Source organism: Mycobacterium sp. IDUB_39 (assembly GCF_055419205.1).
Window position 1 is genome coordinate 214,055 of record NZ_JBVAXF010000007.1, and the last position, 26,216, is coordinate 240,270.

Consider the following 26,216-nt stretch of genomic DNA (forward strand, 5'->3'; position numbering starts at 1 on the left):
CCAGGAAGGCGGCGAGTTGCAGCCCGGACGCCACCGGCAGGTCAGCCCCTGCGTCCAGCGGCAGCGGAGTGCCGGACCAGATCGGCACACTTCTCGGCCATCGTCATAACGGTGATGTTGGGGTTCACCGCAGGAAGTTTCGGCATTGCCGAAGCGTCCACGACGCGCAGCCCGCTCACCCCCTTGACCCGCAACTCCGGATCGAGCACCGCCATCGGATCGTCGAGCGCGCCCATCCTGGCGGTCGCCGCCGGGTGATAGACGGTGTTGTGGCATTGGTGGATGTAGTCCAGCAGTTCGTCATCGGTGACGGCATCGGGCCCCGGCGCCAGTTCACGCGCCACCCACGGCCTCAGCGCCGCCTGCTCGGCGATGCGGCGGGCCAGCCTCACGCCGGTCAGCATGATCCGGTCGTCATAGCCGTCCGGATCGGTGAAGTAGCGCGGGTCAACCCTCGGCCGATCCCGAAAGTCGCGGCTGCGCAGTCGCACAGTTCCGCGGGACCGCCCCTGGGTGACGTTGGGCGTCAAGCAGAATCCGTTGTCCGTCGTCGGATAGCCGCGGCGCAGCGTGTTCATGTCGAACGGGACGCTGCCGTAGTGCATCATCAGGTCCGGCTGGCTTCTGGCACCTTCGGGAACGGGGTCGATGGTGGCAAACAGGCCGATCTCCCACCACTGCGTCGACGTCGTCACCATTGGCCGAGATGCCTCCCAGAACACCAGGCCCTCGACGTGATCGTCCAGGTTGGACCCCACACCCGGCGAGTCGACTCGCACCGGGATGCCCAGCTCCCGCAGATGCGCGGTCGGACCGATTCCCGAGAGCATCAACAACTTCGGGGTGTCGATGGCCCCAGCGGTGACGATGACCTCGCGCTGCGCCGTCACCGTGTCGTAGCCGGTGAGGTCCGGGCGCTGGTAGCGAACCCCGGTCGCAGCGGAGCGAGCGGAGTGACGGGAGTCGGTCTCGTTCGCGTCATCGAACAGGATCTCCGACACCCAGCACCCGGTGCGGACCTCGAGGTTGGATCGGGAGTCCAGCACCGGATGCAGGTAGGCGTGCGAACTGGACATCCGGGTACCGTCGTCGGCGGCGTTGATCTGAAACCACCCAGCCCCATTGCGCACTGTCGCACCGCGGTTGAAGGCCACAGTCGGCATGCCGACGTCAGCGGCCGCAGACAGCACCGCCACCCCGCAGGGATCCGCCGGCGGTACGTCGCGCAGCTGCACCGTGTCCTTCAATCGCGCCGTGAGCGGCAGGACCTCGGCCGCGCTCCACCCGGTGGCACCCATCTCGACCCACTCGTCAAGACACTCGGCGGGCGGCAGGAACGCAATGCACGAGTTGTGCGACGAGCACCCACCGAGCACCTTGGCCCTGGCGTGCCGCATGAACGAGTTGCCGCGTTCCTGCGGTTCGACCGGGTAGTCCCAGTCGTAGCCCGAGTCGAGCAGGTGCATCCACTCCGAGAGCACCAGAATGTTGTCGTCGCCGACGTCCGAGGGCCCCGCCTCGAGCACGCACACCGTGACGTCGGGATCCTCGGACAACCTGGCCGCCAGCGCGCAACCCGCGGTCCCCCCGCCGGCGATGACATAGTCGAACGTGCCGGTGTCAGCCATCCGCCTGCACATCCGCCCTGTCCGCCGAGGCATGTGATGCCAGCGTGCCAATGTGCTTGCGGCCCTTGACGAAGTACCACAGCAGACCCGCGCCGAGTATCACGCCGATGTAGACGAAGGCACCCCACGTGTTGTACCAGGGCTCGCCGTAAACAGCGGCGCGCGGCCACGCCAAGTTGAGCGCCATGGCGCTACCCCAGACCACTGCGACGACGTTGACCAGCAGACCCCAGCGGCCCATGGTGAAGTAGCCGCCCTCGGCGAGGTCGGCCGGCGGCCACTGCCCCTGCAACCGCTTCTTCAGCATCGGCCCGGTGACCATCAGGTACGCCAGGTAGATCATGATGATCGCGATCGAGGTCAGCACGGTGAAGATCTTCGGCTGGCCGATGTTGATCACCAGAATGATCACCGCGATGATGCCAATCGTCACCGCGGGCACGATCGGAGTTTGGGTCTTTGGGTTGACGGTGGCCAGCCTCTCCCCGAACGGCAACGCATTGTCGCGAGCCATCGCGAACGTCAGTCGGATCGCCGCGGTGTGGACGGCGAGCGTGCACACCGTGACGGCGATGACGATGCAGACCAGGAAGATCGTGCCCAGCGGGCCCCACATGACCTGCTCCACGATGTACTGCAGGCCGCCGGAACTCTCGCCGAGCTTGGGGTCCTGCAGGTTGGGCGCCGCCATGACGGCGAACACCAGGATCGCGCCGCCGATCACGAACGACGCCAGGATCGCCCGGAAGATCGCCTTGGGCGCGGTGCGCCGCGGTTCGACGGTCTCCTCGCCCAACGAGCTGGCGGTGTCGAAGCCGTACATGACGTACCCGGAGGCTAGCGAGGCCACCAGGAAGGCGCCGAGGAAACCCGCGCTCTCCCCTGCCCCGTAACCGTTGGTGGAGAAGAAGATGTCCGGACCGCGTTCGATGTTGATGGCGAGCAGGAAGGCAATCAGGACGGCCGCGATGAGTTCGATGAACACCCCGGTGCTGTTGATCCGGGACATCAGCTTCACTCCGAGGGCGTTGATCAGCGTGGTGAACGCGATCAGCACGGTGCCGAGGAGAACGGCGTTGGCAGCGTAGTCATACTCACCGCTCCCATCGCCGACAATCTGGAATCCGCTCCACAGCCTCGGAAGGTTGAGCTGATAGGCCAGCGCCACCGCCGAGATCGTCACGATCGACGCGGTGAGCATCAACCAGCCCGATATCCATCCGACCAGCCGACTGGCCAGCTTCTTGCTCCAGTTGTAGACCGAGCCCGCCACCGGATACTTGGCCGCGAGTTCCATGAAGCACAGCGCGACGGCCATCTGCCCGACGAACACGATCGGCCACGACCACAGATAGGCAGGTCCTGCGGTGCCGTACCCGAAGTAGAACAGCTGGAACGTGCCCGTCAGGATCGAGATATAGCTGACGCCCGCCGCGAAGCTGGCGAACTTTCCGATACTCCGATCCAGTGATTCCCGGTAGCCGAAGTCCTCCATACCGCTGTCTGCCTGCGAAACATCTTTGCCGAGCACCATGTCCGCCCCCTCAACCCTTGAACCAGCCGGCGGGTGCCGGTGCAGTGTTGTGCCAGATGTGCTTGATCTCTTGGTATTCCGCAAGCCCGGTCGGTCCGAGTTCACGTCCATTGCCCGACTTCCCGAAGCCGCCCCACTCCGCCGCAGCGGTGTAGTAACCGAAGTCGTTGAGCCAGACCGTTCCGTGCCGCAATGCACGTACCACTCGTTCGCCGCGCGCCGGATCGGATGTCCGAACACCCGCCGCGAGCCCGTACTCCGTGTCGTTGCCCAGCCTTATCGCCTCGGCCTCGTCGGTGAATCGTTCGACTGTGAGGATCGGCCCGAAGGTCTCCTCCTGGACGATCCGCATCGACCGGTCGCAGCCGTCGAATATCGTCGGCAGGTAGAAGCTGCCGTCGGCCAGCGCCCGTCCGATCGGCCGCGCGCCACCGGTGACCAGCCGCGCTCCTTCCGAGATGCCCTGGGCGACATGGGCTTCCACTTTCGCGCGATGCTCTTGCGAGACCAGCGGACCGGTCTCGCTGGCCGGGTCCATTCCTGGCCCGATTCGGATCCCCTCGGCGCGCCGGGTGAGCGCGGCGACGAAGTCGTCGGCGATGGACTCCTCGACGATGAGGCGGGTGCCCGCCGAGCACACCTGACCGGAGTGCAGGAAAACCCCGGTCAACACGTGGTCGACGGCTGCATCGAAGTCACCCGAGTCGGCGACATCGGCGAACACGATGTGCGGGTTCTTGCCGCCGAGTTCGACCGCGACCTTGGTGACGTTGGCAGCGGCGACCTTCGAGATGATGGTTCCGGTCGCCAGGCCGCCGGTGAACGAGATGAAGTCGACCGCCGGGTCAGCGGTCAGTGCCTCACCGAGCACGGCGCCGCTGCCCTGCACCAGGTTCACCACCGACGGCGGCACGCCCGCCTCCTCGAGCAGGTGGACGAACGCGATCGTCGACAGCGGCGTGACCTCGCTGGGCTTGGCGACCATGGTGCATCCCGCACCGAGTGCGGGCGCGATCTTCCACGACATCTGCAGAAGCGGGTAGTTCCACGGCGCGATCAGCACGCACACGCCGATGGGTTCGTGGACCACCCGGCTGATGACGGCGGGATCACCGACGTCGACGACGCGGTCGGCCTGCACCGCGACGAGCCCGGCGTAGTACCGGAACACCGACGTCACATCGTCGATATCGATTCGGCTTTCGGCCAGTGTCTTTCCGGTGTCCTCGGTCTCCAACCGGGACAACGACTCCTTGTCCCGCTGGAGCAGGTCGGCGATCCGGTTGAGCAGCGCCGCGCGTTCGCCGGCCGATGTGGCACGCCAGGCCCCGTCGTCGAAGGCGGCACGTGCCGCGGCGATGGCGTCGCGGGCGTCGTCGGGCGTCGCCTCGTCGACGGTCGCAGCGACGGTCCCGTCGGCCGGATTCACGATATCCCTGGTGCCGCGGTCGGACGCGTGACGCCACCGACCGCCGATGTACAGGTCCGGCTCACCGTCCATCCGATTTCCCGTCGCTTCGCTCGCCCAGGTCGTCAGCCTTCACTCACCCAGACGGGACACTACCCACTCCTGGAACTCCGCGATGTGGTGTTCGGTGGGGACGAGCACACCGCCATTGCGGTAGGCCCGCGATGACATCGCCGGTTGGGTGCGCTCACACGCGGCGAAATCCTGCTCGTTGACGCGGTGGAAGAGGTCCACCGAGCGGGACACGTCACGCCCAGACGCCACCAGGTCGGCGGTGTAGAGCCAGTCGCACTCGACGATGGTCCGGTCGGCGGCCACGGGAGACATGCGATGAAAGATGACGTGGTCGGGAACCAGGTTGATGAAGACGGTCGGCTTGACTGTGATCGCGTAGTAACGCCGGTCCTGCTCATCGGTGACACCGGGCAGACGCTCGAAACCCTCGGAGCCGTCGATGGTGAATCCGCATATTTCCGAACCGAATTCGGCGCCCCGTCCGACGTTCGCCTGGGCCGCCGTGCCGCGGACGAACTCCGGGAGCACACCGACGAGTTCGGGATGGATCGAACTGCAGTGGTAACACTCCATGAAGTTCTCGACGATCAGCTTCCAGTTGGCCGCCACGTCGTAGACGATCCGGCGGCCCACGTCCAGACCGCCGATACCGTACCGGTTGATCGCATCAGCGTCACCGAGCGTCCTGGTGGCCTCGGCGACGACATCCTCGAACGGCGGCGGTGTATCGGACAGGCAGACCCAGGCGTAGCCGAGCCACTCGGTGAGCGCGACCGGCACCAAACCGTACTGATATCGGTCGATCGGCGCGCCGTCGTCGCCGTTGAGTGACCCGATGTTGGGTGCGGCGACGAGTTTGCCGTCCAGGGCGTAGGTCCAGGAGTGATAGGGGCAGCGCAGGTTGCGTCCCAGCTGTCCCTGCTCCTCGACGCACAGTTGAGCGCCCCGATGTCGGCAGATGTTCAGGAAGGCCCGCAACAGTCCGTCCTTGCCGCGCACCAGCAGAACGCTCTCGCGGCCGACCTGGACCTTCTTGAACTGACCAGCCAGCGCGAGATCGGCCGTCCGCACTGCACAGAACCACGTCGCCTCGAAGATGCGTTCCTGCTCGGCGGCGAAGACTGCGGGATTGGCGTAGTAGTCACCGCCGAGTGTGGCGCGCAGGTTGCTGGTCATGTGGTCACCAGTCTCTTCGGGTCGAACAACGAGATGGGGTGGCCGGTCGCGCCGTCGATGGCGAGGTCGGCGAGGATCTCCCCGACTACGGGGACGAACTTGAAACCGTGTCCCGAGAAGCCGCACGCCACCGTGACGTTCGCGCTGTCGGGGTGCCGGGCGATGACGAAGTGCTCATCGGGGGTGTTGGAGTACATGCACGTCGCCGAGTGCACGCACGTGCCGTCTAGCGCGGGCAGAAGTTCGGCGACCCGGCCCCTCATCTCGGCGATCTCCTGGTCACTCACGGTGCGATCGATCGTCTCCGGTGTGCAGACGATGCCCTTGCGGAAGAACGCGACCTTCACGCCTCCCTGCGGGCCGTCGATGGCGGGGAATCCGTATACCTGTTGGCCCCGCGCGTTCTCGTCGATGAAGATCGGGTGGTCGACGAAGGGGGCGGTCCCACCGACGGGGTCAAGCCAGTACAGCACCTGGCGTTCGATCGTGATGGGGATGCCGAACTCGGCGAGCAGCTGCGGGGCCCAGGCACCCGGGCAGATCACCAGTTGCCCTGCGGTGTAGCTGCCCCGCTCGGTGCTGACCCGCACACCGCCGCCCGCCGTCTCGCTCCAGTCGAGTACCGGCTCACCGAAATGTAGCTCCGCGCCGGTGAGTTCGGCGAGATCGATATGCGCCTGGACAGTCATCTCGGGGCGGGCGAACCCGGCCTTGTCCTCATACAGCGCGACATCACCGATTGCGGGGGTGAAGTTCGGGAAGCGCGCCGCGACATCGCGGCCGTCGAGCAGCTCGTGCGGCAGGTCCCACTGCCTGCTGGCGCGCAGACTGCCCGCCACGGTGAGACAGTCTGGCGGCCCGATGAACAAGCCTCCGGTCAGCCGGTAAACCTCGCGTTCGGAGTCACGCGCCAACTGCTCCCACAGTTCGTAGGCGCGCAGCAGTAGCGGTACGTAAGCCGGGTCCTCGAAGTAGGACTGCCGGATGATGCGGGACCCGCCGTGGCTGGAACCCAAGGAATGCGCAGGCGTGAACTTCTCCAGCCCGAGGACGCGTTGGTTACGGGAGGCCAGATGGTAGGCGGCGGCGCTGCCCATGCCGCCGAGACCGACGACGATGACGTCGTAGTGGCCCTTGGAGGTGGTCACTGGTCTACCTCCGGATTCTGGTCATGTCGGGATCGACGACGGGTTCGGCGTGCACGACGGCGGCGTGGCGGGTGCCGCGGTAGTCGACCGTGACGGTGTCACCCACGCCCGTGTCCGCCGGTAGCCACGCGTAGGCGATGGTCCGACCGACCGTCGGTGAGTACCCGGCGCTGGTGACGTAGCCGACGCAGTCGGCGCCACGCTCGCCCAGATACACCGGCTCCTTGCCCAGCACCACGGCGTCGGGGTCGTCGAACACGATGCTGCGCAACATGGTCGACGGGGGCTGCGCGGATTGCAGTGCGGCCCTGCCGACGAAGTCGTCCTTGGCCATTCGAACGGCGAAGCCCACACCCGCGGCGTCGGGCAGGTGCTCGGCGGTCATGTCGGTTCCCCAGCTGCGGTAGCCCTTCTCGATGCGCAGGCTGTTGAACGCGATCCTGCCCGCGGCGATGACGCCGTGGTCGCGGCCAGCGTCGAACAGCAGGTCCCACAGCGCGGCACCGTATTCGGCGCCGGTGTAGATCTCCCAGCCCAGCTCCCCCACGTAGGAGACCCGCATCATGGTGACGGGTATGGCGTCGAGGTAGGTGTGCATGGCGCGGAAGTACTTGAACGCGTCATGCGAAAGGTCGTCGGGACAGTGGGGCGCCACAAGGTCGCGGGCCAGCGGCCCCCACACCCCGACGCAGCACGTTGCGCCGGTGATGTCGCGCAGCGTCACCGAGCCGTCGCCCGGCAGATGCCTGCTCAGCCAGTCGAGGTCCAGCGGTGAGTTGGCGCCGACCTGGAAGGTGGTCTCGGCGAGGCGGGCAACCGTGAGATCGCTACGCACTCCCCCGTTCTCATCCAGCAGCAGCGTGTAAGTGACCGATCCGACGCTCTTGTCGACGTTGTTGGTGGTCATCTGTTGCAGGAAGGCCGCCGCACCCGTGCCTGCCACCTCGTAGCGGGTCAGCGGTGTCATGTCGTACATCGCGACCCGATGCCTGGTCCAGTGCGCCTCAGCGATCGAGATCGGCGACCAGAACCGGGCTGACCAGTCGTCGCGCTCCGGGACGGCCAGACCCTCGGCGCTAAGCCGTTGCGCCAGTTCGGAGTTTGCCTCGTAGTACGCCGGGCGTTCCCAGCCGCCGCCCTCGTAGAAGAACGCGCCGAGTTCCTGCTGACGGGAGAAGAAGGGACTGGTACGCAGGCCGCGTAACGCGGTGCGGAACTGGTGGGGATGGATGATGTCGTAGACCTCGACGAACGCCTGCGAACTGGTCGTCGTGACGAACTTCGGGCTTCGCGCGACGTCCTCGAACCGGTACAGATCGCACTCGTGCACGTCGACCGAGGGTGCGCCGTCGATGATCCACTCGGCGGTCGCCTTCGCAACGCCGGCGGAATGCGTAACCCAGACCGCTTCGGCGACCCAGAATCCGCTCAGGTCGCGGTGCTCACCCATGATGGAGAAGCCGTCGGGGGTGAACGAGAAGATGCCGTTGAACGCCTCCTCCACCTTGGAATCACTCAGTGCGGGAAGGAGTTTGCATGATTCACGCCACCCGGGTGCGAAGTCCTCCTCCGTGAACGGAAGCATCGACGGCATCGACTCCCCCGCGGTGTCGGTCATCAGTGTCGACATGTCGACCGGCATCGGATCGTGCCCGTAATAGCCAATGCCGATGCGGTCGAGGTGCTCGCGGAAGTACAGATCCTGGTCCTGGTGACGCAGGATCGGAAGTCCCGCCTCCGACTGTTCGGTGTTGCGTCCGACAAGCGCGGGGATCTGTCCGGTCCTTGCGTACTGGTGCGCCATCGGCACCAGTGGTACGACGAGACCGACCTTCTTGGCGAACTGGGCACCCCAGAACCCAGCTGCACAGACCACGACGTCGGCGTCGATCACGCCGTCAGTGGTGGCGACGCCGACGACGCGGCCCCGCTTCTCGACGATGCCCACCACGTCGGTGTTGGGTAGGAACCGGGCACCGCGGTCCCGTGCCCGCCACGCCTGCGCCTCGGCGGCGCGCACCGCCTTCGCCAGTCCGTCGGCGGGGGTGTGGAACCCGCCGAGCACACCGTCGGCGTCCAGCAGCGGATGCAGGTCGACGCACTCCTTGGCGCTCACCAGGTGACCCTGGATACCCCACGCCTGCGCCCAGCCCGCCTTGCGGTGCAGGTCAGCCCAGCGCTGCGGGGTGGCGGCCACCTCGAGTCCACCGACCGGGTTGAAGCACCACCCGTCGGGATGCTCGAGTGTGGAGAACTTCTCGATGGTGTAGCGAGCGAAGGTGCTCATCGTCTTGGAGGGGTTGGTCGCGAAGACCAGCCCGGGCGCGTGCGATGTCGACCCGCCTGTCGAGAAGAGCGGTCCGCGGTCGACAACGGTCACGTCGGTCCACCCGCGGGCGGTCATCTCGTCGGCGAGTGAGGTGCCGACGATGCCCGCTCCGATGACGACGACTCTTGGCATCGACCACCCCCACATTTGTTGCGACTACCGCAACACGTTGTGTGTAACGCAACAAATCGTCCACCAGTGAGCGTGCGCCGTCAACAGGAACACACCTGGGAATCGACTGCGAACGCAGTGAGGTCGCGCGGCGAGGAGAGAGAGTGGGCGCGGACCTAGTCCGCGGACGCCTTCTCATCGGGCTTGGCCGGCGGTTCCGGGAGCAGCGCCTCGAGCGCCGCGCCAGTGATCCGACGGAAGGCACGACGTGGCCGGTTGGCGTCGAGCACTGCGATCTCCAACGTGCTCGGTCCGAGGACACGCGGCTCCGAGCCGTTGCCTCCGGCACCTGCCGAAAGCGCGTCGACGGCGATCTTGACGGCCTCGTCCAGACTCGCGTTCTCGGTGAAGGTGTCATTCAGCGCGGTGATGATCGGCTCGGTCGTGCCGCCCATGGCGACGAAGTGCGGCTCGTCGGCGATCGACCCGTCGTAGGTGATCCGATACAGCTCAGGAGCCTTGGTCTCACCGAAGTGCGCGACCTCGGCCACGCACAACTCGACCTCGTACGGCTTGGCCTGTTCGGTGAAGATCGTGCCCAGCGCCTGCGCGTACCGATTGGCCAGCTGCCGGCCGGTGACGTCGCGCCGGGAGTAGGCGTATCCCTGGGTGTCGGCGAGTTGGATGCCGCCGCGGCGCAGATTGTCGAACTCGTTGAAACGGCCGACGGCGGCAAAGCCCACCCGGTCGTACAGCTCGCTGACCTTCTGCAGTGACCGCGACGGGTTCTCCGCGACGAAGAGCACACCGCCGGAGTAGGCCAGCGCAACGACGCTGCGACCGCGCGAGATGCCCTTGCGCGCGAGTTCGCTGCGCTCGCGCATCGCCTGTTCGGGCGATATGAAGTAGGGGAAGCTCACAGCTTGTCCTTACCGTCATCGGGGCCGAAGGTGTCGGCGCGCGAACGGCTTTGGATGACCTCGCGGGCGAGTCCGGCGATCCGCTCCTCGGCGATCTCCTCGGCACCGTCGGCCGCGATCACCACTGCCGTCGGATAGATACCGCGGACCAGGTCGGGTCCGCCTGTCGCCGAGTCGTCGTCAGCGGCGTCGTACAGCGCCTCAACGGCGACCCGCAGTGCGGACTCGGCGTCAGTCACACGCGAGTACAGCTTCTTCATCGAGGACTTGGCGAATATCGAGCCGGACCCGACGGACTGGTAGCCCTCTTCCTCGACGTTCCAGCCACCGGCTGCGTCGAATGACACGATGCGGCCGGCGCCGTCGCGGTCGGAATCGTCCAGGTCGTAACCCACCAGCAGCGGCAGCGCCACGAAGCCCTGCATCGCCGCGCCAAGGTTGCCGCGCACCATGATCGCCAGCCGGTTCACCTTGCCCGCGAACGTCAGTGCAACACCCTCGAGCTTCTCGTAGTGCTCGAGTTCCACCGCGTAGAGGCGCGCGAACTCGACGGCGATAGCCGCCGTACCCGCGATACCGGTGGCCGTGTAATCGTCGGTGATGTAGACCTTCTGCACGTCGCGGCCGGCGATCATATTGCCCTGTGTGGACCGTCGATCACCCGCGATGAGGACACCGCCGGGGAACTTGAGCGCGACGATCGTCGTCCCGTGCGGCAGCGCGTTGGTCGGCACGGGCGCGCCGTCGGCTCCCACCGAACCGCCCGCGGGCAGCAGATGGGGTGCCTGCACGCGCAGCATCTCCGAGAAGGACGAGGAGTCCATGGCAGATACTCGGGAAAGGGGGTTGGAGGACTTGTCGCTATGCGGCCAGGTCACTGTCCGCCCTTTTGGACATACGCGCGAACGAAGTCCTCGGCGTTCTCCTCGAGGACGTCGTCGATCTCGTCCAGCAGATCGTCGGTCTCCTCGGTCAGCTTCTCGCGACGCTCCTGGCCTGCGGCCGTGTCGGTGACGTCATCGTCCTCGCCGCCGCCACCGCCGCGCTTGGTCTGCTCCTGAGCCATCGCTGCCTCCTGCATCTCATCGACGGACTCCACAGCTGTCCACCGGTCACTTCACACTACCGTTCGAGGTCGAGATTTCCTGGGCAGACTCAGTTCGTGAGCTGCTGGACAAGTTCTGCGGCACTGTTCACAGAATCGAGCAACGCCCCGACGTGGGCCTTGCTACCGCGCAGTGGCTCCAATGTGGGGATCCGCACCAGCGAGTCGCCGCCGAGATCGAAGATCACCGAGTCCCAACTGGCCGCGGCGATGTCGGCACCGAACCGGCGCAGGCACTCCCCTCGGAAGTACGCCCGCGTGTCGGTGGGCGGGTTGGCGACCGCGCTCAGCACCTGCTGCTCGGTGACCAGGCGTTTCATCGATCCACGTGCAACCAGACGGTTGTACAGACCCTTGTCCAGCCGGACGTCGGAGTACTGCAGGTCCACCAGATGCAGTCGAGGGGCTGACCAACTCAGGTTCTCGCGCCTGCGGAAGCCCTCGAGAAGACGCAGCTTGGCCGGCCAGTCGAGCAGCTCCGCGCACTCCATCGGGTCACGCTCGAGCAGGTCGAGGATCTCCGCCCACGTCTCGACGACATGAGTGGCGCGCGGATCCGGATCCTTCGCGTCGACGAGTTTGGCCACCCGGTCCAGGTAGATGCGTTGCAACGCAAGTGCTGTGAGTTCCCGGCCGTCGGCGAGAGCCACCGTGGCGCGCAGCGTTGGGTCACGACTGACGACGTGCACCGCGTGAACGGGTCGGGCCAAGGCCAGATCGGAGAGGTCCAGACCGTGCTGGTGGCCCTCCTCGATCAGGTCGAGAACCAGCGACGTGGTGCCGACCTTGAGGTACGTCGACGTCTCGGCGAGGTTGGCGTCACCGATGATGACGTGCAGCCTGCGGTACTTGTCGGCATCGGCGTGCGGCTCATCGCGCGTGTTGATGATGCCGCGCTTGAGCGTGGTCTCGAGACCGACCTCAACCTCGATGTAGTCGGCGCGCTGGGTCAGCTGGAAGCCGGGTTCATCACCCGAGGGCCCGATACCGACCCGGCCCGAGCCGGTCACGACCTGGCGTGACACCAGAAACGGCGTGAGCCCGGAGATCACCGCGGAGAACGGCGTCTGCCGGCTCATCAGGTAGTTCTCGTGCGTACCGTACGAGGCGCCCTTGCCGTCGACGTTGTTCTTGTACAGCTGCAGCTTGGCAGCGCCGGGCACGCTCGCGACGTGACGCGCAGCGGCCTCCATGACGCGCTCACCGGCCTTGTCCCAGATCACCGCGTCCATCGGGTCGGTCACCTCGGGCGCCGAGTACTCAGGATGTGCGTGATCCACGTAGAGGCGGGCGCCGTTGGTGAGGATCATGTTGGCCGCACCGACCTCGTCGGCGTCCACGATGGGCGGCGGGCCGGACGACCGGCTCAGGTCGAATCCGCGCGCATCACGCAGTGGTGACTCCACCTCGTAGTCCCACCGGGTGCGCTTGGCACGTTGGATCCCGGCGGCGGCGGCGTACGCGAGCACGGCTTGCGTCGACGTCAGGATCGGATTCGCGGTCGGATCGGACGGCGATGAAATCCCGTACTCGACCTCGGTTCCGATGATCCGTTGCATCCGACAACCCTAGGTGACGCCAGGTAGTTGCGGTCAGCGTGGTTACTTGGTGCAGTAGTCCCCAATGAGCGCGACGACGGTTTTCCACAACTGCACACTGATCGACGGCACCGGCGTGGCGGCTGTGCCCGACGCCGTCATCGTCATCGCTGACGGGCGGGTGCGATCCGCCGGGCCTGCCGACCCGGCGGCCGAACTACCGGCCGACGCCGTCGACCTCGGCGGTAACACCGTGTGCCCGGGCTTCTTCGACTGCCACGTCCACTTCGGACTCCCCGGCACCGGCGGCCCGCCACTCGACAAGGCGCTCAAGCCGCCGTCATACGGCCAATTCCAACTGATCGAGCGGTTGCGCACGACACTGCACAACGGGGTGACCACCGCCCGCGACCTGATGGGCGTCGACGCCGGCGTCCGCGAGGCGATCGCCGACGGATTGATCGAGGGCCCCCGGCTGCTGGTCGCCATCAACATGCTCAGCCAGACGTCGGGACACGCCGACTTCCACCTCCCCTCGGGTATCGACCTGACCCCGCTGGTCGGCGGATCGATCGTCGACACCGTCGACGCGGCGCGGACCAGGACCCGAGAACTCATCCGGGCCGGCGCCGACGTCATCAAGATCGCGACAAGCGGCGGTGTCTCCTCACCCAACGACGACCCGACGTGGCTCGGCCTTCGACGCGAGGCGATCTCGGCCGTGGTCGAGGAGGGACGCAACTACGGCGGCCGACCGGTGGCCGCACATGCCATCGGCTATGCCGGGATCCGCGCTGCGGTCGAGGGTGGCGTCCACAGCATTGAGCACGGCTACGCGCTCGACGACGATCTGCGCCATCAGATGGTCGAGCAGGGCACGTTCCTGGTGCCGACCCTGCTCGAGACCATGCAGCCCGTCACCGCATCACCGCAGGGCGCCGCCAAGAGCGCTAAATGGCATGCGATGGCCCATGATTCGGTGCACGCCTCGGCCGCGGCAGGCATCCGCATCGCCGTCGGCACCGATGCGGGCCTGAGCCCGGCGCACGGAACCAATCTCAAGGAGCTGGGCCTGCTGGTGCAGTTCGGCGGGCTGACGCCACTGCAGGCGATCGTGGCGGGCACCTTGACGTCGGCGCAGCTGTGCGGTGTGGACGCGACGCTGGGTTCGGTGGAGCCGGGCAAGATCGCCGATCTGGTCGTGGTGCGCGGAAACCCGTTGTCCGACATCGACTCTCTTGGTGATGCCGCGAACATTCTGCTAGTGCTCAAGGATGGCGTCGCCGCAAGCAACCGTGGCGGATTCCGGCTGACGTCATGACGATCCCCGCCGAGGTGGACGAGCGCGTCGCCGCCGAACAGTGGTTCCTGCGGCACGGCCTCCCCTCGGTGCTCACCCCGCGCGCCCGCTGGCGGCGCCTGTGGTGGCGCAGCGCGCCTGCACTCGTCGCGCTGACAACAGTTTTCGTGGCCATCCGGATCATCACCCTGGCGTCCGGCGGCAGGGATATCGACATCGACGCCCACCCGACACCGGCCGAGTGGGTGATCCTCACGGTCCTGCTGGGCGTTGCACCGGTGGCCCTCGGAGCCGCGGTGCTGGCATCGCGAGTGGTCAGCCAACGCGGGCGAAGTCTGATCGTGGCGGTGTCGTTGATCGTGTGCGCCCTCGTGGATGTCGTGTCGAGCGAGCCCCTGTCCATCCTTCCGGACCTGGTGTCCACCGCGGTCGCGGTGGCGCTGGTCCTCGCGGCCATCGGTCTGGGGATCGGATCCGTGGTGGGCTGGTCGATTCGGTTGACGCTGGCGCATCTGAAGTCGGTGGGAGTGTTGTTCACTCGGGCCCTGCCGGTGCTGCTGTTGACCGTCCTGGTGTTCTTCAACGGTCCCGTGTGGTCCATGGCCACCACGATCAGCCGCGACAGGATGTGGCTGCTCATCGGATTCATGCTTGCCATCGCCGGCGCATTCCTGTGCACCGGAGTCGTGGAGCGAGTGCGCCCGACGTTGACATCCGCCGTCGTGCGCGACGAGGACATCCAGCAACTTCAGGACACGCCATTTGGCTCGATGCCAGACCCCGACCCCGGCCCCGATGGCGATCACCTCACCACTGGGCTGTCACGCGGCGAACGCGTCAACGTGACGTTCGTCGTCGCGGTGTCCCAGTTCGTTCAGATCGCTGCCGTGGCACTGGTCACCTCGGTGATCTTCCTCATCATGGGCATGGTGGCGCTGACGCCTCAACTGCTGGCGCGCTTGACGGTGAACGGCGACCCACAGGGCACCTGGCTCGGCATGGTGCTGCCCGTCCCCCAGGCTCTCATTCACGTGGCGATGTTTCTGGGTGCGCTGACCTTCATGTACGTGAGCGCCCGCTCGGTGGGCGACGGCGAGTATCGTTCCCGGTTCCTCGACCCCCTGATCGACGACGTCCGAGTGGTTCTGCTCGCGCGGGGTCGATACCGCGCCTACGTCGCACGCTCCCACCGAACCTGACGAACTCCCTCGATGGAAGAATCATCCACGCAATGAAAGTCTTAGTAGTCGAAGACGAGCCACTGCTCGCCTCGACCCTGGCCATCGGCCTCCGCGCCGAGGGTTGTGTTGTGGTCGAGGCATCCAACGGAGTCGACGGCCTGTGGCACGCGGTCGAGGACGAGTTCGACGCCATCGTGCTCGACATCATGCTGCCCGGTCTCAACGGCTACGAGGTGCTGCGTCGGATGCGCAGCCGCGACGTCTGGACGCCTGTGCTGATGCTGACCGCCAAGGACGGCGAGTACGACCAGACCGACGCTTTCGACCTTGGCGCCGACGACTACATGACCAAACCGTTCTCGTTCATCGTCCTGGTGGCCCGGCTGCGCGCGCTCGTTCGGCGTTCGGCGCCGCACCCGCCGGCTGTGCTCACGGCCGGCACGCTGACGTTGGATCCGTCGCGGCGCATGGTGCAACGCGGAGCGACGCAGATCGCCCTGACACCCCGCGAGTACGGCCTCCTCGAGTTCTTGATCCGCAACAAGGACACCGTGGTGACGAAGACCGAGATCCTGCAGAACGTCTGGGACGCGCACTACGAGGGCGCCGATAACGTCGTCGAGGTGTACATCGGCTACGTGCGCCGCAAGATCGATGTTCCCTTCGGCACCAGCACCATTGAGACAGTGCGGGGTGTGGGCTATCGCCTGGTGTCAGGTAGCGGTGCCAAGGGCAACTGAAGCCTGACCACCGTTCCGGCCGGATTCCCGGACTCGATCGCCACGGTGCCGCCATGGGCCACGACGATCTCCCGAACGATGGCCAGCCCGAGGCCGGTCCCACCTGCGCTGCGCGATCGATCCGAATCGAGCCTGACGAAGCGATCGAACACGCGAACCCGCTCGGCGAGCGGGATTCCGGGGCCGTCATCGGCAACCCTGACCACGACCTCTCCATCACCCGGCACGACCTCGACGTCGATCCGTGACGCTGCGTGTCTTGCCGCATTGTCGAGCAGATTGCGCAGCACCCTCGACAGCGCTGCGGCATCGCCCGTCATCCTGGCGGGCCGGATGTCGGTGGTCACCTCCAGCAAGGACGTGCGGCGCAACTGCTCGACCTCTGCGGCCGTGAGGTCATCGAGGTCGACGTCGTCGAGTGCCACGGTCAGGCCGCGCTCGTCGGCACGTGCGAGCAGCAGTAGATCATCGATAAGCGCCTTCATCCGCTGCGCCTCCGGAATCAAGGTTCCCGCAGCGAGAGTGGCGTCAAAGACCTCGGGATGGGCGGCGGCGACCTCCAGTGCGGAGATGATGGACGTCAACGGGCTCCGAAGTTCGTGGGACGCGTCTCCGACGAACCGTTGCTGCGCAGCGTGACCCGACTCGATGCGTGCGAGCATCTCGTTCATCGTCACTGCAAGGGCAGCGATCTCATCCCGACTTGCGGGTACCGGCACCCGGCCGGACAGATCCGAGGTGGTGATTTCGGCGACGCGGGAACGGATCTCGTCGACCGAGCGCATTGAGCGCCGGACCAGCAGGTAGGTGGCGAGGCCCGCCACCCCGATGACGATAGGTGCCGCGACGGCCAGCGCGATGGCGATGTTGCGCACCGTCGCGGTGACCGCGGCGCTGCCCTCGCCGACGAGAATCGTGTACCGCCCATCTGGGCCGTCGAGCGTCTGCGCGCTGAAGCGGATGCTGCCGTAGGGGGCTGAGCGGCCGCGAATCCCGATCCGCAGACCGGTGCCGACGTCCTCGATCGGAATGAGCGCGGTGGTCGGTGCCGACGCCGAGCGCAGGACGACGGTCCCCTCGCCATCGATCACCTGGATGGCGACGACGGATTCGTCGGTGTCCAACAGCGCCGCGTCGACCGCAGCGGGCCCACCCGACCGCACGCCCTCGGCCACGGCCGCCACCCGGGCGGCCGCCTTGCTGTCGACGCCGAACAGCATCGCCTCGTACTGGACGAGAACCAGACCCGCGCCCGAGATGGCCAATGCGATGAACACCACGGTGGCCGCGACGAACGCCGATCGGGCCGACACACCCCAGTTCGACGTCAGTCCTCTCGCCATAGTGGCACCAGTCCATCACAATTTGAGCCGTGGCCGACATGCAGCAGGTGCACGAGTGGTTCCTCCATCGCGGCCTGCCACTGGTGCTCACCCGCCGGGTGCGCTCACGCGACCTGATCAAGCGCTCCGCACCGATGGTCAGCGGTGTCGGCGCACTGACCGCCACGACGATGCTTCTGGCCGAACTCACCAGCGAGGGCCCCGACTACGGATACGCATTGCGACTGGGCGTCATCGGCGCGGTCCTGTTGGCCGCCCCGTTCGCGCTTCATCTGCTGCACAGGACGGGGACCAGACTCGGCGAGGCGGGCAGGCGCAGTGCCGCCGCGCTCGTCATCGCCATCTTCGTGATCGTCATGCCCATCACGGTGAGCGGGTGGTCCAGCGCGGCGGCCGCCGAAGCGCCGATCTTCGTCGCCATCACGCTGCTGGCGATCTGGTTGACCTACTTGGGATTCGGATCGATCGCCGGTTGGGCCTTCCGGTTCGCATGGGTGCAACTGGGCGCTCTGGGCACACTCATGAGCCGGGCGCTGCCCCTTCTCATGCTGACCGTGGTGGTCTACTTCACGGGCGAACTCTGGCAGCTCGCCGCACGGATGACGCGCCAAAGGCTCTGGCAGGTCATCGGTTTTCTGGCCCTGGTGGCCCTGCTGTTCGTCATCGCCACGATCCGCGACGAGGTACGTGCGCTGCGCGACGATAGGGCCGGGCCGCGCGATCCCCGGGAGCTGCTGGCGGGGACTCCGCTGGCCGGTATCGACCACGATCCGGCGCGGACACCACTGTCGCGAGCCGAGCAGTTCAACGTCGTGGCCGTGATGGTGGTGTCACAGGCCATCCAGGTGGCGTTCTTCACCGCGGGGCTCTTCGCGTTCTTTCTCGCACTGGGCGTCATCGCGATCCCCGACGAGGTGGCCGTGCTGTGGTCCTCTGAGGAGACCTGCGCGGTCGGTCAACCACCTTGTGCCGGAACGTGGTTCGGCATCCACATCCCGATCCCGCAGACTATCGTGCACACGTCACTGTTCGTGGCCGTGCTCTCCGGTCTGTACTTCACCGTCAGCACCAGCGTCGACCCGCTGTACCGGCAGCGGTTCTTCGAACCGCTGATCGCCGACGTGGCGGTGAGCCTCGCGGGCCGGGACGCCTATCTGGAACTCGAGAAAAGGAGGGATTCAGTCGTTTGATGCGCGAATGACGCGATCTCGTCCACTCTTCTTGGCCTGGTACATCGCCCGGTCCGCACGCTGGATGGCAGCGGCCAGATCCTCGTCGACACCAAGCTGCGCGACGCCCATACTCACCGTGCCCGTGAGGGTGGCGTCGGCATGATCAAATCCAGACTCGGCGAAGACCAGGCGAAGACGGTCGGCGATGGCAACGGCGTCCGGTTCACTGGCGCCCGCCAGCAGCGCACAGAACTCCTCACCGCCGATTCTTCCCAGCAGGTCCTCGGTACGTAATTGGCTCTGCGCAATCTTGGCGAAGCCCGCGAGTAGCAGATCGCCGGCCGCGTGCCCGTACTGATCGTTGGTGGCCTTGAACTCATCGAGGTCCATGATGACGACTGAACTCGTGCGACCCTCCTGCGAGTACTCGTCTGCCACCTGCTGCGCCCGGACTAGAAATCCCGAGCGGTTCAGCGTCCCAGTCAGGCCATCCTCGACCGCGGCATGTGCGAGTTGGTTTCCCAGCCGCTCCCGGCCAATGAGCAGGACGCAGATGTTGACCGATATCGCCATGGCGAATAGCCCCACCAACGGCATTGCCGTGGCTGCGGAACTCGCCATCAGAGCGTATGGCCCGCTGCCCATTTGGGCGTTGATCGAGCGCCACATGACCGGAATCACCGCCGCGAGGCACAGCACTGCCAACACTCGTCGCATGACCAGGCGTTCGATACGCTCGGCCCGCAATGCGTCGACGGCGATCAACACCAGGTAGAGGACGATGGAGATCGACGTGAAGTGAATGCGCATCACCATGTCCGTGGGAAATGGCGGGATATACAGGCAGGCCATCACCAGCAGTAGCGGCACGGATACGACCGCCCACCATGGCACTCTTTGACCGGCGAACGCCAGTACGCCAGCCCATATCAGGCTCCAGCAGAGGACGAGTAGACCGTTTGCGGTTGCCTCCGATAACGCGTAAGGCAATGTTCCATGAGCACTCAACAGAGCGGAGCCCACTCCACCGGCGAGATTGGCGGTACCCCAAATGACCATTGCGGCATCTCGCCGTTTCCCGGACCCTGCCCACAGCTCGAGAAGACCGAACAGCAACGCGGTGGTGGCCACGACCATCCACATCGTCCGTACGTCAGGGATCATGTGTCCGAGTAGCGAAACAAGTCGATCGTCACCTCAGCCTCGCCATTCCCCCGACTTTGCCGTTGACCTTAGCGTTAGTCACTGCTGCGGATCTGATGGAGTCGCGAACGGACGCAAAATTGCCCGATTCACGATGGAAACGGGCAATTCTGCGATCTCTCGCCGGGCTGAAACAGCTACAGGTACTGCCCCAGGTTCGACTCGGTGTCGATAGCCCGGCTGGCGCTCGAACTCTTGCCCGTGACAAGCGTGCGGATGTAGACGATCCGCTCGCCCTTCTTGCCCGAGATCCGGGCCCAGTCATCGGGATTGGTGGTGTTGGGCAGATCCTCGTTCTCGGCGAACTCATCGACTATCGAGTCCAGCAGGTGCTGGATGCGCAGGCCGTGCTGACCCGACTCCAGGACCGACTTGATTGCGTACTTCTTGGCGCGGTCGACGACGTTCTGGATCATGGCACCGGAGTTGAAGTCCTTGAAGTACATGACTTCCTTGTCACCGTTGGCATAGGTGACCTCCAGGAACCGGTTGTCGTCGATCTCGGCGTACATCCGTTCGACGATCTTCTCGATCATCGTCTTGATGGTCAGCGCACGGTCACCGCCAAACTCGGCGAGATCGTCCTCGTTGACCGGCAGGTTCTCGGTGAGGTACTTGGAGAAGATGTCCTGCGCGGCCTCGGCGTCCGGGCGCTCGATCTTGATCTTGACGTCCAAGCGGCCGGGCCGCAGGATCGCCGGATCGATCATGTCCTCACGGTTGGAGGCGCCGATGACGATGACGTTCTCCAAGCCCTCGACGCCGTCGATCTCCGACAGCAGCTGCGGGACGACGGTGGTCTCGACATCGGAGCTGACACCGGTGCCTCGGGTCCGGAAGATCGAGTCCATCTCGTCGAAGAACACGATCACCGGGGTGCCCTCGGACGCCTTCTCCCTCGCCCGCTGGAAGATCAGGCGGATGTGCCGCTCAGTCTCGCCGACGAACTTGTTGAGCAGCTCCGGGCCCTTGATGTTGAGGAAGTACGACTTCGCCTCGCGGGAGTCCTCGCCGCGCAGCTCGGCCATCTTCTTGGCCAGCGAGTTGGCGACGGCCTTGGCGATGAGGGTCTTGCCGCATCCGGGCGGGCCGTACAGCAGCACGCCCTTGGGCGGCCGCAGCGAGTACTCGCGGTAGAGATCCTTGTGCAGGAACGGCAGCTCCACGGCGTCGCGGATCTGCTCGATCTGTCGGGTCAGGCCGCCGATGTCGCCGTAGCTGACGTCGGGGACCTCCTCGAGGACCAGATCCTCGACCTCGGCCTTGGGGATGCGCTCGAACGCGTAACCCGCCTTGGTGTCCACCAACAGCGAGTCGCCCGGCCGCAGCTTGCGAGGCCGCAGGTCGTCATCCAGTTCACCGTCCGGGACGGCGTCGGGAAGAAGCCCGGCCGCGACCAACGGCTCGGCGAGCCACACGATGCGCTCCTCGTCGGCGTGGCCGACCACGAGGGCACGGTGGCCGTCATCAAGCACCTCACGCAGCGTGCTGATCTCACCGACCGACTCGAAGTTGCCGGCCTCCACGACCGTCAACGCCTCGTTCAGGCGAACGGTCTGGCCTTGCTTGAGTGTGCCGACCTCGATGTTCGGTGAGCAGGTCAGGCGCATCTTGCGCCCCGAGGTGAACACGTCGACGGTGTCGTCGGGGTGCGTGGTGAGCAGGACGCCGTAGCCGCTCGGGGGCTGGCCGAGCCGATCGACCTCCTCGCGCAGGGCCAGCAACTGCTGCCTGGCCTCCTTGAGGGTGTCCATGAGCTTGGCGTTCCGCGCTGCGAGCGAGTCGATCCGGGCCTCCAGCTGGTGGATGTCCCGGCCGCTGCGCGCACCCCCTGAAGCGCCGGCGACATCCGCGATCTGCTCACGCAGAATCGCGGCCTCGCGCCGAAGTTCTTCCAGTTCGGCAGCGTCGTCACTTGACATGCCGTTGCTTGATGTGGGAGTTCCGAGGCCTTCAGAACGCTCTGACTCACTCATATTGCGCTCCTCCCCGCACCGAAAGTTGGTGCAGTAACACCTTCAACGCTACCGGCGATTCAGTCTTTGTGTGCGGTGTAGGAATTCGACACACCCATATCACTGTTAGCCTTTGAGTTCAGTTGGGCCGATCGAAAGGACCGCCGTGACCCTGAAAACCCTCGTTACCGGCTTCGTGACCACAGCGGCCGGAGTTGCTGTGGTAGCCGCTGCAGCGGGTGGTGTGACGTCGATTGCATCGGGCGCGCCGTCGCAGGCACCGGCCGTCCAACCCGTCGTCTGGGACATTCCGCTTCCGCAGGCCCCCGCACCCGACCTTCAGGCACCTCTGGTTCAGACCCTCAGCGGTCTCGCCGGCCCCGGTTCGTTCTCCGGCAAGCAGGTCTACATCGAGGGTGGCCTCGGCCGCATCGAGACCGTCGGCGCTGACCGCAAGTTCAGGCAGAAGCAGGCCGAGGGTTACTTCCCGCTGTCCTTCGTGGTCTCCGACGTCGACCAGAACGGGCCGCTCGCCACCGCGAACGTCACCGCCACGGCCGCCACCGGCGCCACCGCAACGCAGCCCATGACGTTCGTCGCAGGCCCAAGCCCCACCGGCTGGCAGGTCTCGAAGGCATCCGCGCTCGCACTGTTGTCGTCGGTCGGCTAATCCGACGCTGGTGCGTCGCACCCCCGCACGAGTCCTGAGCGCCGTCACCTTGGTGGCGGCGTTCGGGCTGTCCGGGTGCGGTGATGACGCCCGCAACGCCCAGCCAGGGCCACCGCCCCGCACCGCCACCACCGAGGTGGCACCGCCCGTGGCGCCTCTGCCCGCCCCCGAAGTGCTGGCCGACGTCGTGTACCGGCTTGCCGACCCGTCGATTCCCGTTGAGCAGAAGGTGGGGCTGCTGCAGTACGGCACCGTCGACGACGAGCCCGCGCTGAAGAACTTCGGCGAGGCACTCGCCGCCAACGGGTTCGCCCCGCTGACCGTCACGGCGACCGACCTGGCATGGGCGGGACAGCCGGGTGACATCACCGCCAACGTCACCATCGGGTCGAGCGCCCCGGCCGCCAGGCCGTTCAGCTACCCCATGCAGTTCAGTCCCCTGCGCGACGGCTGGCAGCTGACCCGGCGCAGCGCCGACCAACTGCTGCCACTCGTCAGCGCCGCCAGCCCCAGCCCGACACCCACGGGCTGACACCGAGGTGTGGATCGGCTGGCTCGAGTTCGACCTGCTCCTCGGTGACGTGCACTCGCTGAAGGAGAAGCGCTCAGTCGTGCGCCCGGTGCTCGCCGAACTGCGCCGCAGGTGTGCGGTCACGGCGGCCGAGACCGGCGATCTGGACCTGCACAGGCGGGCCGGGATCGGCGTCGCCGTCGTCGCCGCCGAGCGAGGCCATGTGGTCGATGTGCTCGACGCAGCCGAACGGCTCGTCGCCGCTCGTCCCGAGCTGGACCTGCTGTCGGTCCGGCGGGGTTTCCGTCGCAGCACCGACGATTAGGCAGCTGTCGCAGCAGCGACGAGGACTATGACTAAGGACTAGATGGTGCGCTTGCGCCGCAGCGGTGTCGGCGTCACAGCACCCGGTGCCAGCTTGCGCGCGCTGATCAGGAATGCGGTGTGTCCGCGCATGGAGTGCTGTGGCCGCACGGCCAACCCCACCACGTCCCAGCCCCGCTGCAGGCTCTCCCACGAACGCGGCTCGGTCCAGCACTGCTGCTCGCGCAGCGCCTCGACGGTCTTCGACAGCTGCGTCACCGTCGCGACGTAGACGATCAGCACGCCACCGGGGATCAGTGCCTTGGCGACGGCGTCGAGCACCTCCCAGGGGGCCAGCATGTCGAGGACGGCACGGTCCACCTGCGGGCCGTCGTAGTCGGCAACATTGGCGACGTGCAGGTTCCAGTTGGGCGGATGCTCACCGAAGAATGTCTCGACGTTGCGCACCGCCGTCGGGGCGTGATCGTCGCGCACCTCGTAGGACGTGACCGTGCCCGTCGGTCCGACCGCCCGCAGCAGCGAACACGTCAGTGCCCCCGAGCCCGCCCCGGCCTCGAGCACGTTGGCACCCGGGAACATGTCGCCCTCGTGCACGATCTGCGCGGCGTCCTTGGGATAGATGACCTGCGCACCGCGCGGCATCGACAGCACGTAGTCCATCAGCAGGGGGCGCAACACCAGGAAGCGGTCGCCGTTCGTCGACTTGACCACACTGCCCTCGGGCTCACCGATCACCGAGTCGTGCGTTATGGCACCCCGGTGCGTGTGGAATTCGTCGCCGGGTGCGAGCACCATCGTGTAATGCCGCCCCTTGGCGTCGGTCAGTTGTACACGATCGCCGACAACGAACGGACCGGTGCGCTTCACATCGGGTCAGCCTGCCAGCAGACGCGCCGGACCCGGAGCCCGGGGCTGTCATACGTGCGCCATAGGCTGATCTCATGAGTGTCGAACCGGCCGCGCCAGTACGGCGTCCGGCGCTGTCACCGTCGCGAGCCAGCGACTTCAAGCAGTGTCCCCTGCTGTACAGGTTCCGCGCGATCGACCGGCTGCCCGAGCCCGCCTCGACGGCCCAGGTCCGCGGTTCGGTGGTGCACGCCGCCCTCGAACAGCTCTACTCGCTGCCCGCTGCCGACCGCGGACCCGCGACCGCGATGACCCTCGTCGACCCGGCCTGGGACCGGGTAGCCGGTGAGCGGCCCGACTTCGCCGCCGAGTTCGCCCCGGAGCTGCGGGCTGAACTTCTGGAACAGGCCCGCCAGCTGTTGTCGGGGTACTACCGGCTGGAGGATCCGACGCGATTCGATCCGCAGAGCTGCGAGCAACGCGTTGAGGTCGAGCTGTCCGACGGCACCCTGCTGCGCGGCTTTGTCGACAGGATCGACGTGGCACCCACCGGTGAGCTCCGCGTCGTCGACTACAAGACCGGCCGGGCACCGTCAGCGGCGCGCGAACTCGCTGAGGCCAAGGCGATGTTCCAGATGAAGTTCTACGCCGTCGCGCTGCTGCGGTCGCGCGACGTATTGCCCGCCCGGCTGCGGCTGCTGTACCTGGCCGACGGCCAGGTGCTGGACTACACACCGGATCTCGACGAGCTGCTGCGGTTTGAGAAGACGCTGATGGCGATGTGGCGCGCGATTCAATCTGCCGGCGTGACAGGCGATTTCCGGCCGAACCCGTCCCGGCTGTGCGACTGGTGCGCGCACCACGAACACTGTCCCGTGTTCGGTGGCACCCCGCCGCCCTATCCGGGTTGGCCCGAGGTGACGGAGCCCGCTGCGTGATCGCTCACTACTACCACCGGCTCCCTGCCGATGGCGATGCGCAGACCTTCGAGTCGACACTGGGCACGGCAAGCAACTGGGACGAGACCATCCAGCACGGTTCGCCGCCGCTTGCCCTGATGACGAAGGCCGTCGAGGAACTCTCCGCGGGGTCGGGGCTGCGCGTCGGCCGCCTCACCATGGACATCCTCGGCGCCATTCCCGTTGCGCCCGTCAAGGTTCGAGCCTGGGTGGAGCGCCCCGGTTCGCGTATCTCATTGATGGCCGCGGAGATGACTGCCACCCGCACAGACGGCACCGACCGGGCGGTGGCCCGGCTGCATGCCTGGCTACTGGCCACGAGCGATACCGCCGACGCCGCCACCGACAGGCACTCGCCACTGGTGGAGGGCGAGGCGCTGTCCAACCCGCACGCCTGGGCTGGCGCGCCCGGCTACCTGGAAACGGTCAGTTGGCGCAAGCAGGCCGATACCGACGGCGACGCCCCGGTGGTGTGGATGAGTCCGCTCATCCCCCTCGTTGACGACGAACCGCTCACCGATCTGCAGCGGCTGGCAATGGTGGTCGACTCGGCCAATGGCGTCGGTGCCGCGATCGACCCGAATGAGTTCCTGTTCATGAACACCGACACCACCGTTCACCTCCACCGCGCACCGATCGGTGGTGACTTCGCACTGCGCGCCAGGGGGTCGATCGGTCCCGACGGCATCGGCGCGACCACCGCCGAGATCTTCGACCGGCGCGGCTTCATCGGCACCTCCGCGCAGGCTCTCCTGGTCCAGCGTCGATGACACCGGAAGTCCTGCTCGACCAGTTCGATCTGGTGTGGGCACTTGCCGATCTGCATCTCACGGCGCTGACCGAGGACGACTTCCTCTGGGCGCCAACGCCGTTGACCTGGACCGTGCGGCTGGACGCCGCCGATCGCACAGTCGGCCACACGGTGGCGTGGTGCACCGTCGAACTCACGAAGAACGTCGCCGAGATCGGCCAACTCCGCTTGATCCGCGCCGCCTCCACTTAATATTCACTTGCATCTATATAGACGTCATGCCATATTG

24 protein-coding genes are annotated in these 26,216 nt (G+C 66.4%); 10 read left to right on the top strand and 14 right to left on the bottom strand.

Annotated features, from left to right (window positions below; all coding sequences use genetic code 11):
- Window positions 1-41: 41 nt before the first annotated feature.
- The 10 genes from ACZY0X_RS25420 to dop form a co-directional block, all read right to left on the bottom strand.
- A complete protein-coding gene (locus tag ACZY0X_RS25420; RefSeq protein ID WP_463774361.1) occupies window positions 42-1,628 on the bottom strand; it encodes a GMC family oxidoreductase in 1,587 nt (528 codons plus the stop codon).
- Window positions 1,621-3,162, bottom strand: coding sequence for an APC family permease (locus ACZY0X_RS25425; protein ID WP_463774362.1), 1,542 nt, complete (start codon window positions 3,160-3,162; stop codon window positions 1,621-1,623). Before ACZY0X_RS25425 ends, ACZY0X_RS25420 begins: the two co-directional genes overlap by 8 nt.
- A gap of 10 nt (window positions 3,163-3,172) precedes the next feature.
- Window positions 3,173-4,663 (bottom strand): aldehyde dehydrogenase family protein, encoded by a 1,491-nt coding sequence (locus ACZY0X_RS25430; protein WP_463774363.1) that lies wholly within the window; start codon window positions 4,661-4,663, stop codon window positions 3,173-3,175.
- A 39-nt stretch (window positions 4,664-4,702) separates the two neighbouring features.
- Window positions 4,703-5,821: an aromatic ring-hydroxylating oxygenase subunit alpha gene (locus ACZY0X_RS25435; RefSeq protein WP_463774364.1), complete on the bottom strand. Its 1,119-nt coding sequence runs from the start codon at window positions 5,819-5,821 to the stop codon at window positions 4,703-4,705.
- The gene (solA, locus tag ACZY0X_RS25440) at window positions 5,818-6,918 is read right to left on the bottom strand and encodes an N-methyl-L-tryptophan oxidase (RefSeq protein WP_463774585.1); all 1,101 of its coding nucleotides are present in this window, start codon (window positions 6,916-6,918) and stop codon (window positions 5,818-5,820) included. The genes ACZY0X_RS25435 and solA overlap by 4 nt, the downstream gene beginning before the upstream one ends.
- 55 nt (window positions 6,919-6,973) lie before the next feature.
- Window positions 6,974-9,430: a GcvT family protein gene (locus ACZY0X_RS25445; protein ID WP_463774366.1), complete on the bottom strand. Its 2,457-nt coding sequence runs from the start codon at window positions 9,428-9,430 to the stop codon at window positions 6,974-6,976.
- Window positions 9,431-9,585: 155 nt separating this feature from the next.
- Window positions 9,586-10,329 carry a proteasome subunit alpha gene (gene prcA, locus ACZY0X_RS25450; RefSeq protein WP_463774367.1) on the bottom strand — a complete coding sequence of 248 codons (744 nt, stop codon included), beginning with the start codon at window positions 10,327-10,329 and terminating at the stop codon, window positions 9,586-9,588.
- The gene (gene prcB / locus ACZY0X_RS25455) at window positions 10,326-11,207 is read right to left on the bottom strand and encodes a proteasome subunit beta (protein WP_463774368.1); all 882 of its coding nucleotides are present in this window, start codon (window positions 11,205-11,207) and stop codon (window positions 10,326-10,328) included. The genes prcA and prcB overlap by 4 nt, the downstream gene beginning before the upstream one ends.
- Complete coding sequence (locus ACZY0X_RS25460) at window positions 11,204-11,395, bottom strand: ubiquitin-like protein Pup (protein ID WP_241405612.1); 192 nt, start codon at window positions 11,393-11,395, stop codon at window positions 11,204-11,206. The genes prcB and ACZY0X_RS25460 overlap by 4 nt, the downstream gene beginning before the upstream one ends.
- Window positions 11,396-11,484: 89 nt before the next feature.
- Entirely contained in the window at window positions 11,485-12,993 is a 1,509-nt protein-coding gene (gene dop, locus ACZY0X_RS25465) for a depupylase/deamidase Dop (protein ID WP_463774370.1), read from the bottom strand.
- Between the two features lie 64 nt (window positions 12,994-13,057).
- Here dop and ACZY0X_RS25470 point away from each other — a divergent pair, with 64 nt between their 5' ends.
- From ACZY0X_RS25470 to ACZY0X_RS25480, 3 genes are read left to right on the top strand one after another with little or no spacing between them, the layout of a single operon-like run.
- A complete protein-coding gene (locus ACZY0X_RS25470; RefSeq protein ID WP_463774371.1) occupies window positions 13,058-14,293 on the top strand; it encodes a metal-dependent hydrolase family protein in 1,236 nt (411 codons plus the stop codon).
- On the top strand, window positions 14,290-15,471 hold the full coding sequence (locus ACZY0X_RS25475) for a hypothetical protein (RefSeq protein WP_463774372.1): 1,182 nt from the start codon (window positions 14,290-14,292) through the stop codon (window positions 15,469-15,471). The genes ACZY0X_RS25470 and ACZY0X_RS25475 overlap by 4 nt, the downstream gene beginning before the upstream one ends.
- Window positions 15,472-15,503: 32 nt before the next feature.
- Window positions 15,504-16,193, top strand: coding sequence for a response regulator transcription factor (locus ACZY0X_RS25480; protein ID WP_463774374.1), 690 nt, complete (start codon window positions 15,504-15,506; stop codon window positions 16,191-16,193).
- Here the strand turns inward: ACZY0X_RS25480 and ACZY0X_RS25485 are convergent.
- Complete coding sequence (locus ACZY0X_RS25485; protein WP_463774376.1) at window positions 16,154-17,536, bottom strand: HAMP domain-containing sensor histidine kinase; 1,383 nt, start codon at window positions 17,534-17,536, stop codon at window positions 16,154-16,156. The two genes, ACZY0X_RS25480 and ACZY0X_RS25485, sit on opposite strands and share 40 nt — an antisense overlap.
- Window positions 17,537-17,574: 38 nt before the next feature.
- On the opposite strand from ACZY0X_RS25485, the gene ACZY0X_RS25490 reads away from it, so the two are divergent.
- The gene (locus ACZY0X_RS25490; protein ID WP_463774587.1) at window positions 17,575-18,726 is read left to right on the top strand and encodes a hypothetical protein; all 1,152 of its coding nucleotides are present in this window, start codon (window positions 17,575-17,577) and stop codon (window positions 18,724-18,726) included.
- On the opposite strand, the gene ACZY0X_RS25495 is transcribed toward ACZY0X_RS25490, so the two are convergent.
- Together ACZY0X_RS25495 and arc are read right to left on the bottom strand one after the other, a co-directional pair.
- Window positions 18,715-19,578 carry a GGDEF domain-containing protein gene (locus ACZY0X_RS25495; RefSeq protein WP_463774377.1) on the bottom strand — a complete coding sequence of 288 codons (864 nt, stop codon included), beginning with the start codon at window positions 19,576-19,578 and terminating at the stop codon, window positions 18,715-18,717. The genes ACZY0X_RS25490 and ACZY0X_RS25495 overlap by 12 nt on opposite strands.
- Before the next feature lie 470 nt (window positions 19,579-20,048).
- A complete protein-coding gene (gene arc / locus ACZY0X_RS25500) occupies window positions 20,049-21,887 on the bottom strand; it encodes a proteasome ATPase (protein WP_463774378.1) in 1,839 nt (612 codons plus the stop codon).
- A gap of 145 nt (window positions 21,888-22,032) precedes the next feature.
- Here arc and ACZY0X_RS25505 point away from each other — a divergent pair, with 145 nt between their 5' ends.
- Genes ACZY0X_RS25505 through ACZY0X_RS25515 form a run of 3 tightly spaced genes read left to right on the top strand, consistent with a single transcriptional unit; the run spans window position 22,033 to window position 23,372 of the window.
- On the top strand, window positions 22,033-22,536 hold the full coding sequence (locus ACZY0X_RS25505) for an MTB12 family secreted protein (RefSeq protein ID WP_463774380.1): 504 nt from the start codon (window positions 22,033-22,035) through the stop codon (window positions 22,534-22,536).
- Between the two features lie 10 nt (window positions 22,537-22,546).
- Window positions 22,547-23,068, top strand: coding sequence for a lipoprotein LppK (gene lppK / locus ACZY0X_RS25510; RefSeq protein ID WP_463774381.1), 522 nt, complete (start codon window positions 22,547-22,549; stop codon window positions 23,066-23,068).
- A gap of 7 nt (window positions 23,069-23,075) precedes the next feature.
- Window positions 23,076-23,372 (top strand): DUF503 domain-containing protein, encoded by a 297-nt coding sequence (locus tag ACZY0X_RS25515; RefSeq protein WP_463774383.1) that lies wholly within the window; start codon window positions 23,076-23,078, stop codon window positions 23,370-23,372.
- Between the two features lie 38 nt (window positions 23,373-23,410).
- Here ACZY0X_RS25515 and ACZY0X_RS25520 read toward each other — a convergent pair whose 3' ends face one another.
- The gene (locus tag ACZY0X_RS25520) at window positions 23,411-24,238 is read right to left on the bottom strand and encodes a tRNA (adenine-N1)-methyltransferase (protein ID WP_463774384.1); all 828 of its coding nucleotides are present in this window, start codon (window positions 24,236-24,238) and stop codon (window positions 23,411-23,413) included.
- Window positions 24,239-24,312: 74 nt separating this feature from the next.
- On the opposite strand from ACZY0X_RS25520, the gene ACZY0X_RS25525 reads away from it, so the two are divergent.
- Genes ACZY0X_RS25525 through ACZY0X_RS25535 form a run of 3 tightly spaced genes read left to right on the top strand, consistent with a single transcriptional unit; the run spans window position 24,313 to window position 26,179 of the window.
- Window positions 24,313-25,155: a RecB family exonuclease gene (locus tag ACZY0X_RS25525; protein ID WP_463774386.1), complete on the top strand. Its 843-nt coding sequence runs from the start codon at window positions 24,313-24,315 to the stop codon at window positions 25,153-25,155.
- Window positions 25,152-25,946, top strand: a complete 795-nt coding sequence (locus ACZY0X_RS25530; protein WP_463774388.1) for a thioesterase family protein — start codon at window positions 25,152-25,154, stop codon at window positions 25,944-25,946. The genes ACZY0X_RS25525 and ACZY0X_RS25530 overlap by 4 nt, the downstream gene beginning before the upstream one ends.
- Window positions 25,943-26,179: a hypothetical protein gene (locus ACZY0X_RS25535; RefSeq protein WP_463774390.1), complete on the top strand. Its 237-nt coding sequence runs from the start codon at window positions 25,943-25,945 to the stop codon at window positions 26,177-26,179. The genes ACZY0X_RS25530 and ACZY0X_RS25535 overlap by 4 nt, the downstream gene beginning before the upstream one ends.
- Window positions 26,180-26,216 lie beyond the last annotated feature (37 nt).

Coding starts and splice junctions, on each gene's coding strand:
- ACZY0X_RS25535 (WP_463774390.1), top strand. CDS start 25,943: ATGACACCGGAAGTCCTGCTCGACCAGTTCGATCTGGTGTGGGCACTT.
- ACZY0X_RS25475 (WP_463774372.1), top strand. CDS start 14,290: ATGACGATCCCCGCCGAGGTGGACGAGCGCGTCGCCGCCGAACAGTGG.
- ACZY0X_RS25430 (WP_463774363.1), bottom strand. CDS start 4,663: ATGGACGGTGAGCCGGACCTGTACATCGGCGGTCGGTGGCGTCACGCG.
- ACZY0X_RS25445 (WP_463774366.1), bottom strand. CDS start 9,430: ATGCCAAGAGTCGTCGTCATCGGAGCGGGCATCGTCGGCACCTCACTC.
- ACZY0X_RS25420 (WP_463774361.1), bottom strand. CDS start 1,628: ATGGCTGACACCGGCACGTTCGACTATGTCATCGCCGGCGGGGGGACC.
- ACZY0X_RS25490 (WP_463774587.1), top strand. CDS start 17,575: ATGCAGCAGGTGCACGAGTGGTTCCTCCATCGCGGCCTGCCACTGGTG.
- ACZY0X_RS25525 (WP_463774386.1), top strand. CDS start 24,313: ATGAGTGTCGAACCGGCCGCGCCAGTACGGCGTCCGGCGCTGTCACCG.
- ACZY0X_RS25480 (WP_463774374.1), top strand. CDS start 15,504: ATGAAAGTCTTAGTAGTCGAAGACGAGCCACTGCTCGCCTCGACCCTG.
- ACZY0X_RS25435 (WP_463774364.1), bottom strand. CDS start 5,821: ATGACCAGCAACCTGCGCGCCACACTCGGCGGTGACTACTACGCCAAT.
- arc (WP_463774378.1), bottom strand. CDS start 21,887: ATGAGTGAGTCAGAGCGTTCTGAAGGCCTCGGAACTCCCACATCAAGC.
- ACZY0X_RS25460 (WP_241405612.1), bottom strand. CDS start 11,395: ATGGCTCAGGAGCAGACCAAGCGCGGCGGTGGCGGCGGCGAGGACGAT.
- dop (WP_463774370.1), bottom strand. CDS start 12,993: ATGCAACGGATCATCGGAACCGAGGTCGAGTACGGGATTTCATCGCCG.
- solA (WP_463774585.1), bottom strand. CDS start 6,918: ATGGGCAGCGCCGCCGCCTACCATCTGGCCTCCCGTAACCAACGCGTC.
- ACZY0X_RS25470 (WP_463774371.1), top strand. CDS start 13,058: ATGAGCGCGACGACGGTTTTCCACAACTGCACACTGATCGACGGCACC.
- ACZY0X_RS25485 (WP_463774376.1), bottom strand. CDS start 17,536: ATGGCGAGAGGACTGACGTCGAACTGGGGTGTGTCGGCCCGATCGGCG.
- ACZY0X_RS25425 (WP_463774362.1), bottom strand. CDS start 3,162: ATGGTGCTCGGCAAAGATGTTTCGCAGGCAGACAGCGGTATGGAGGAC.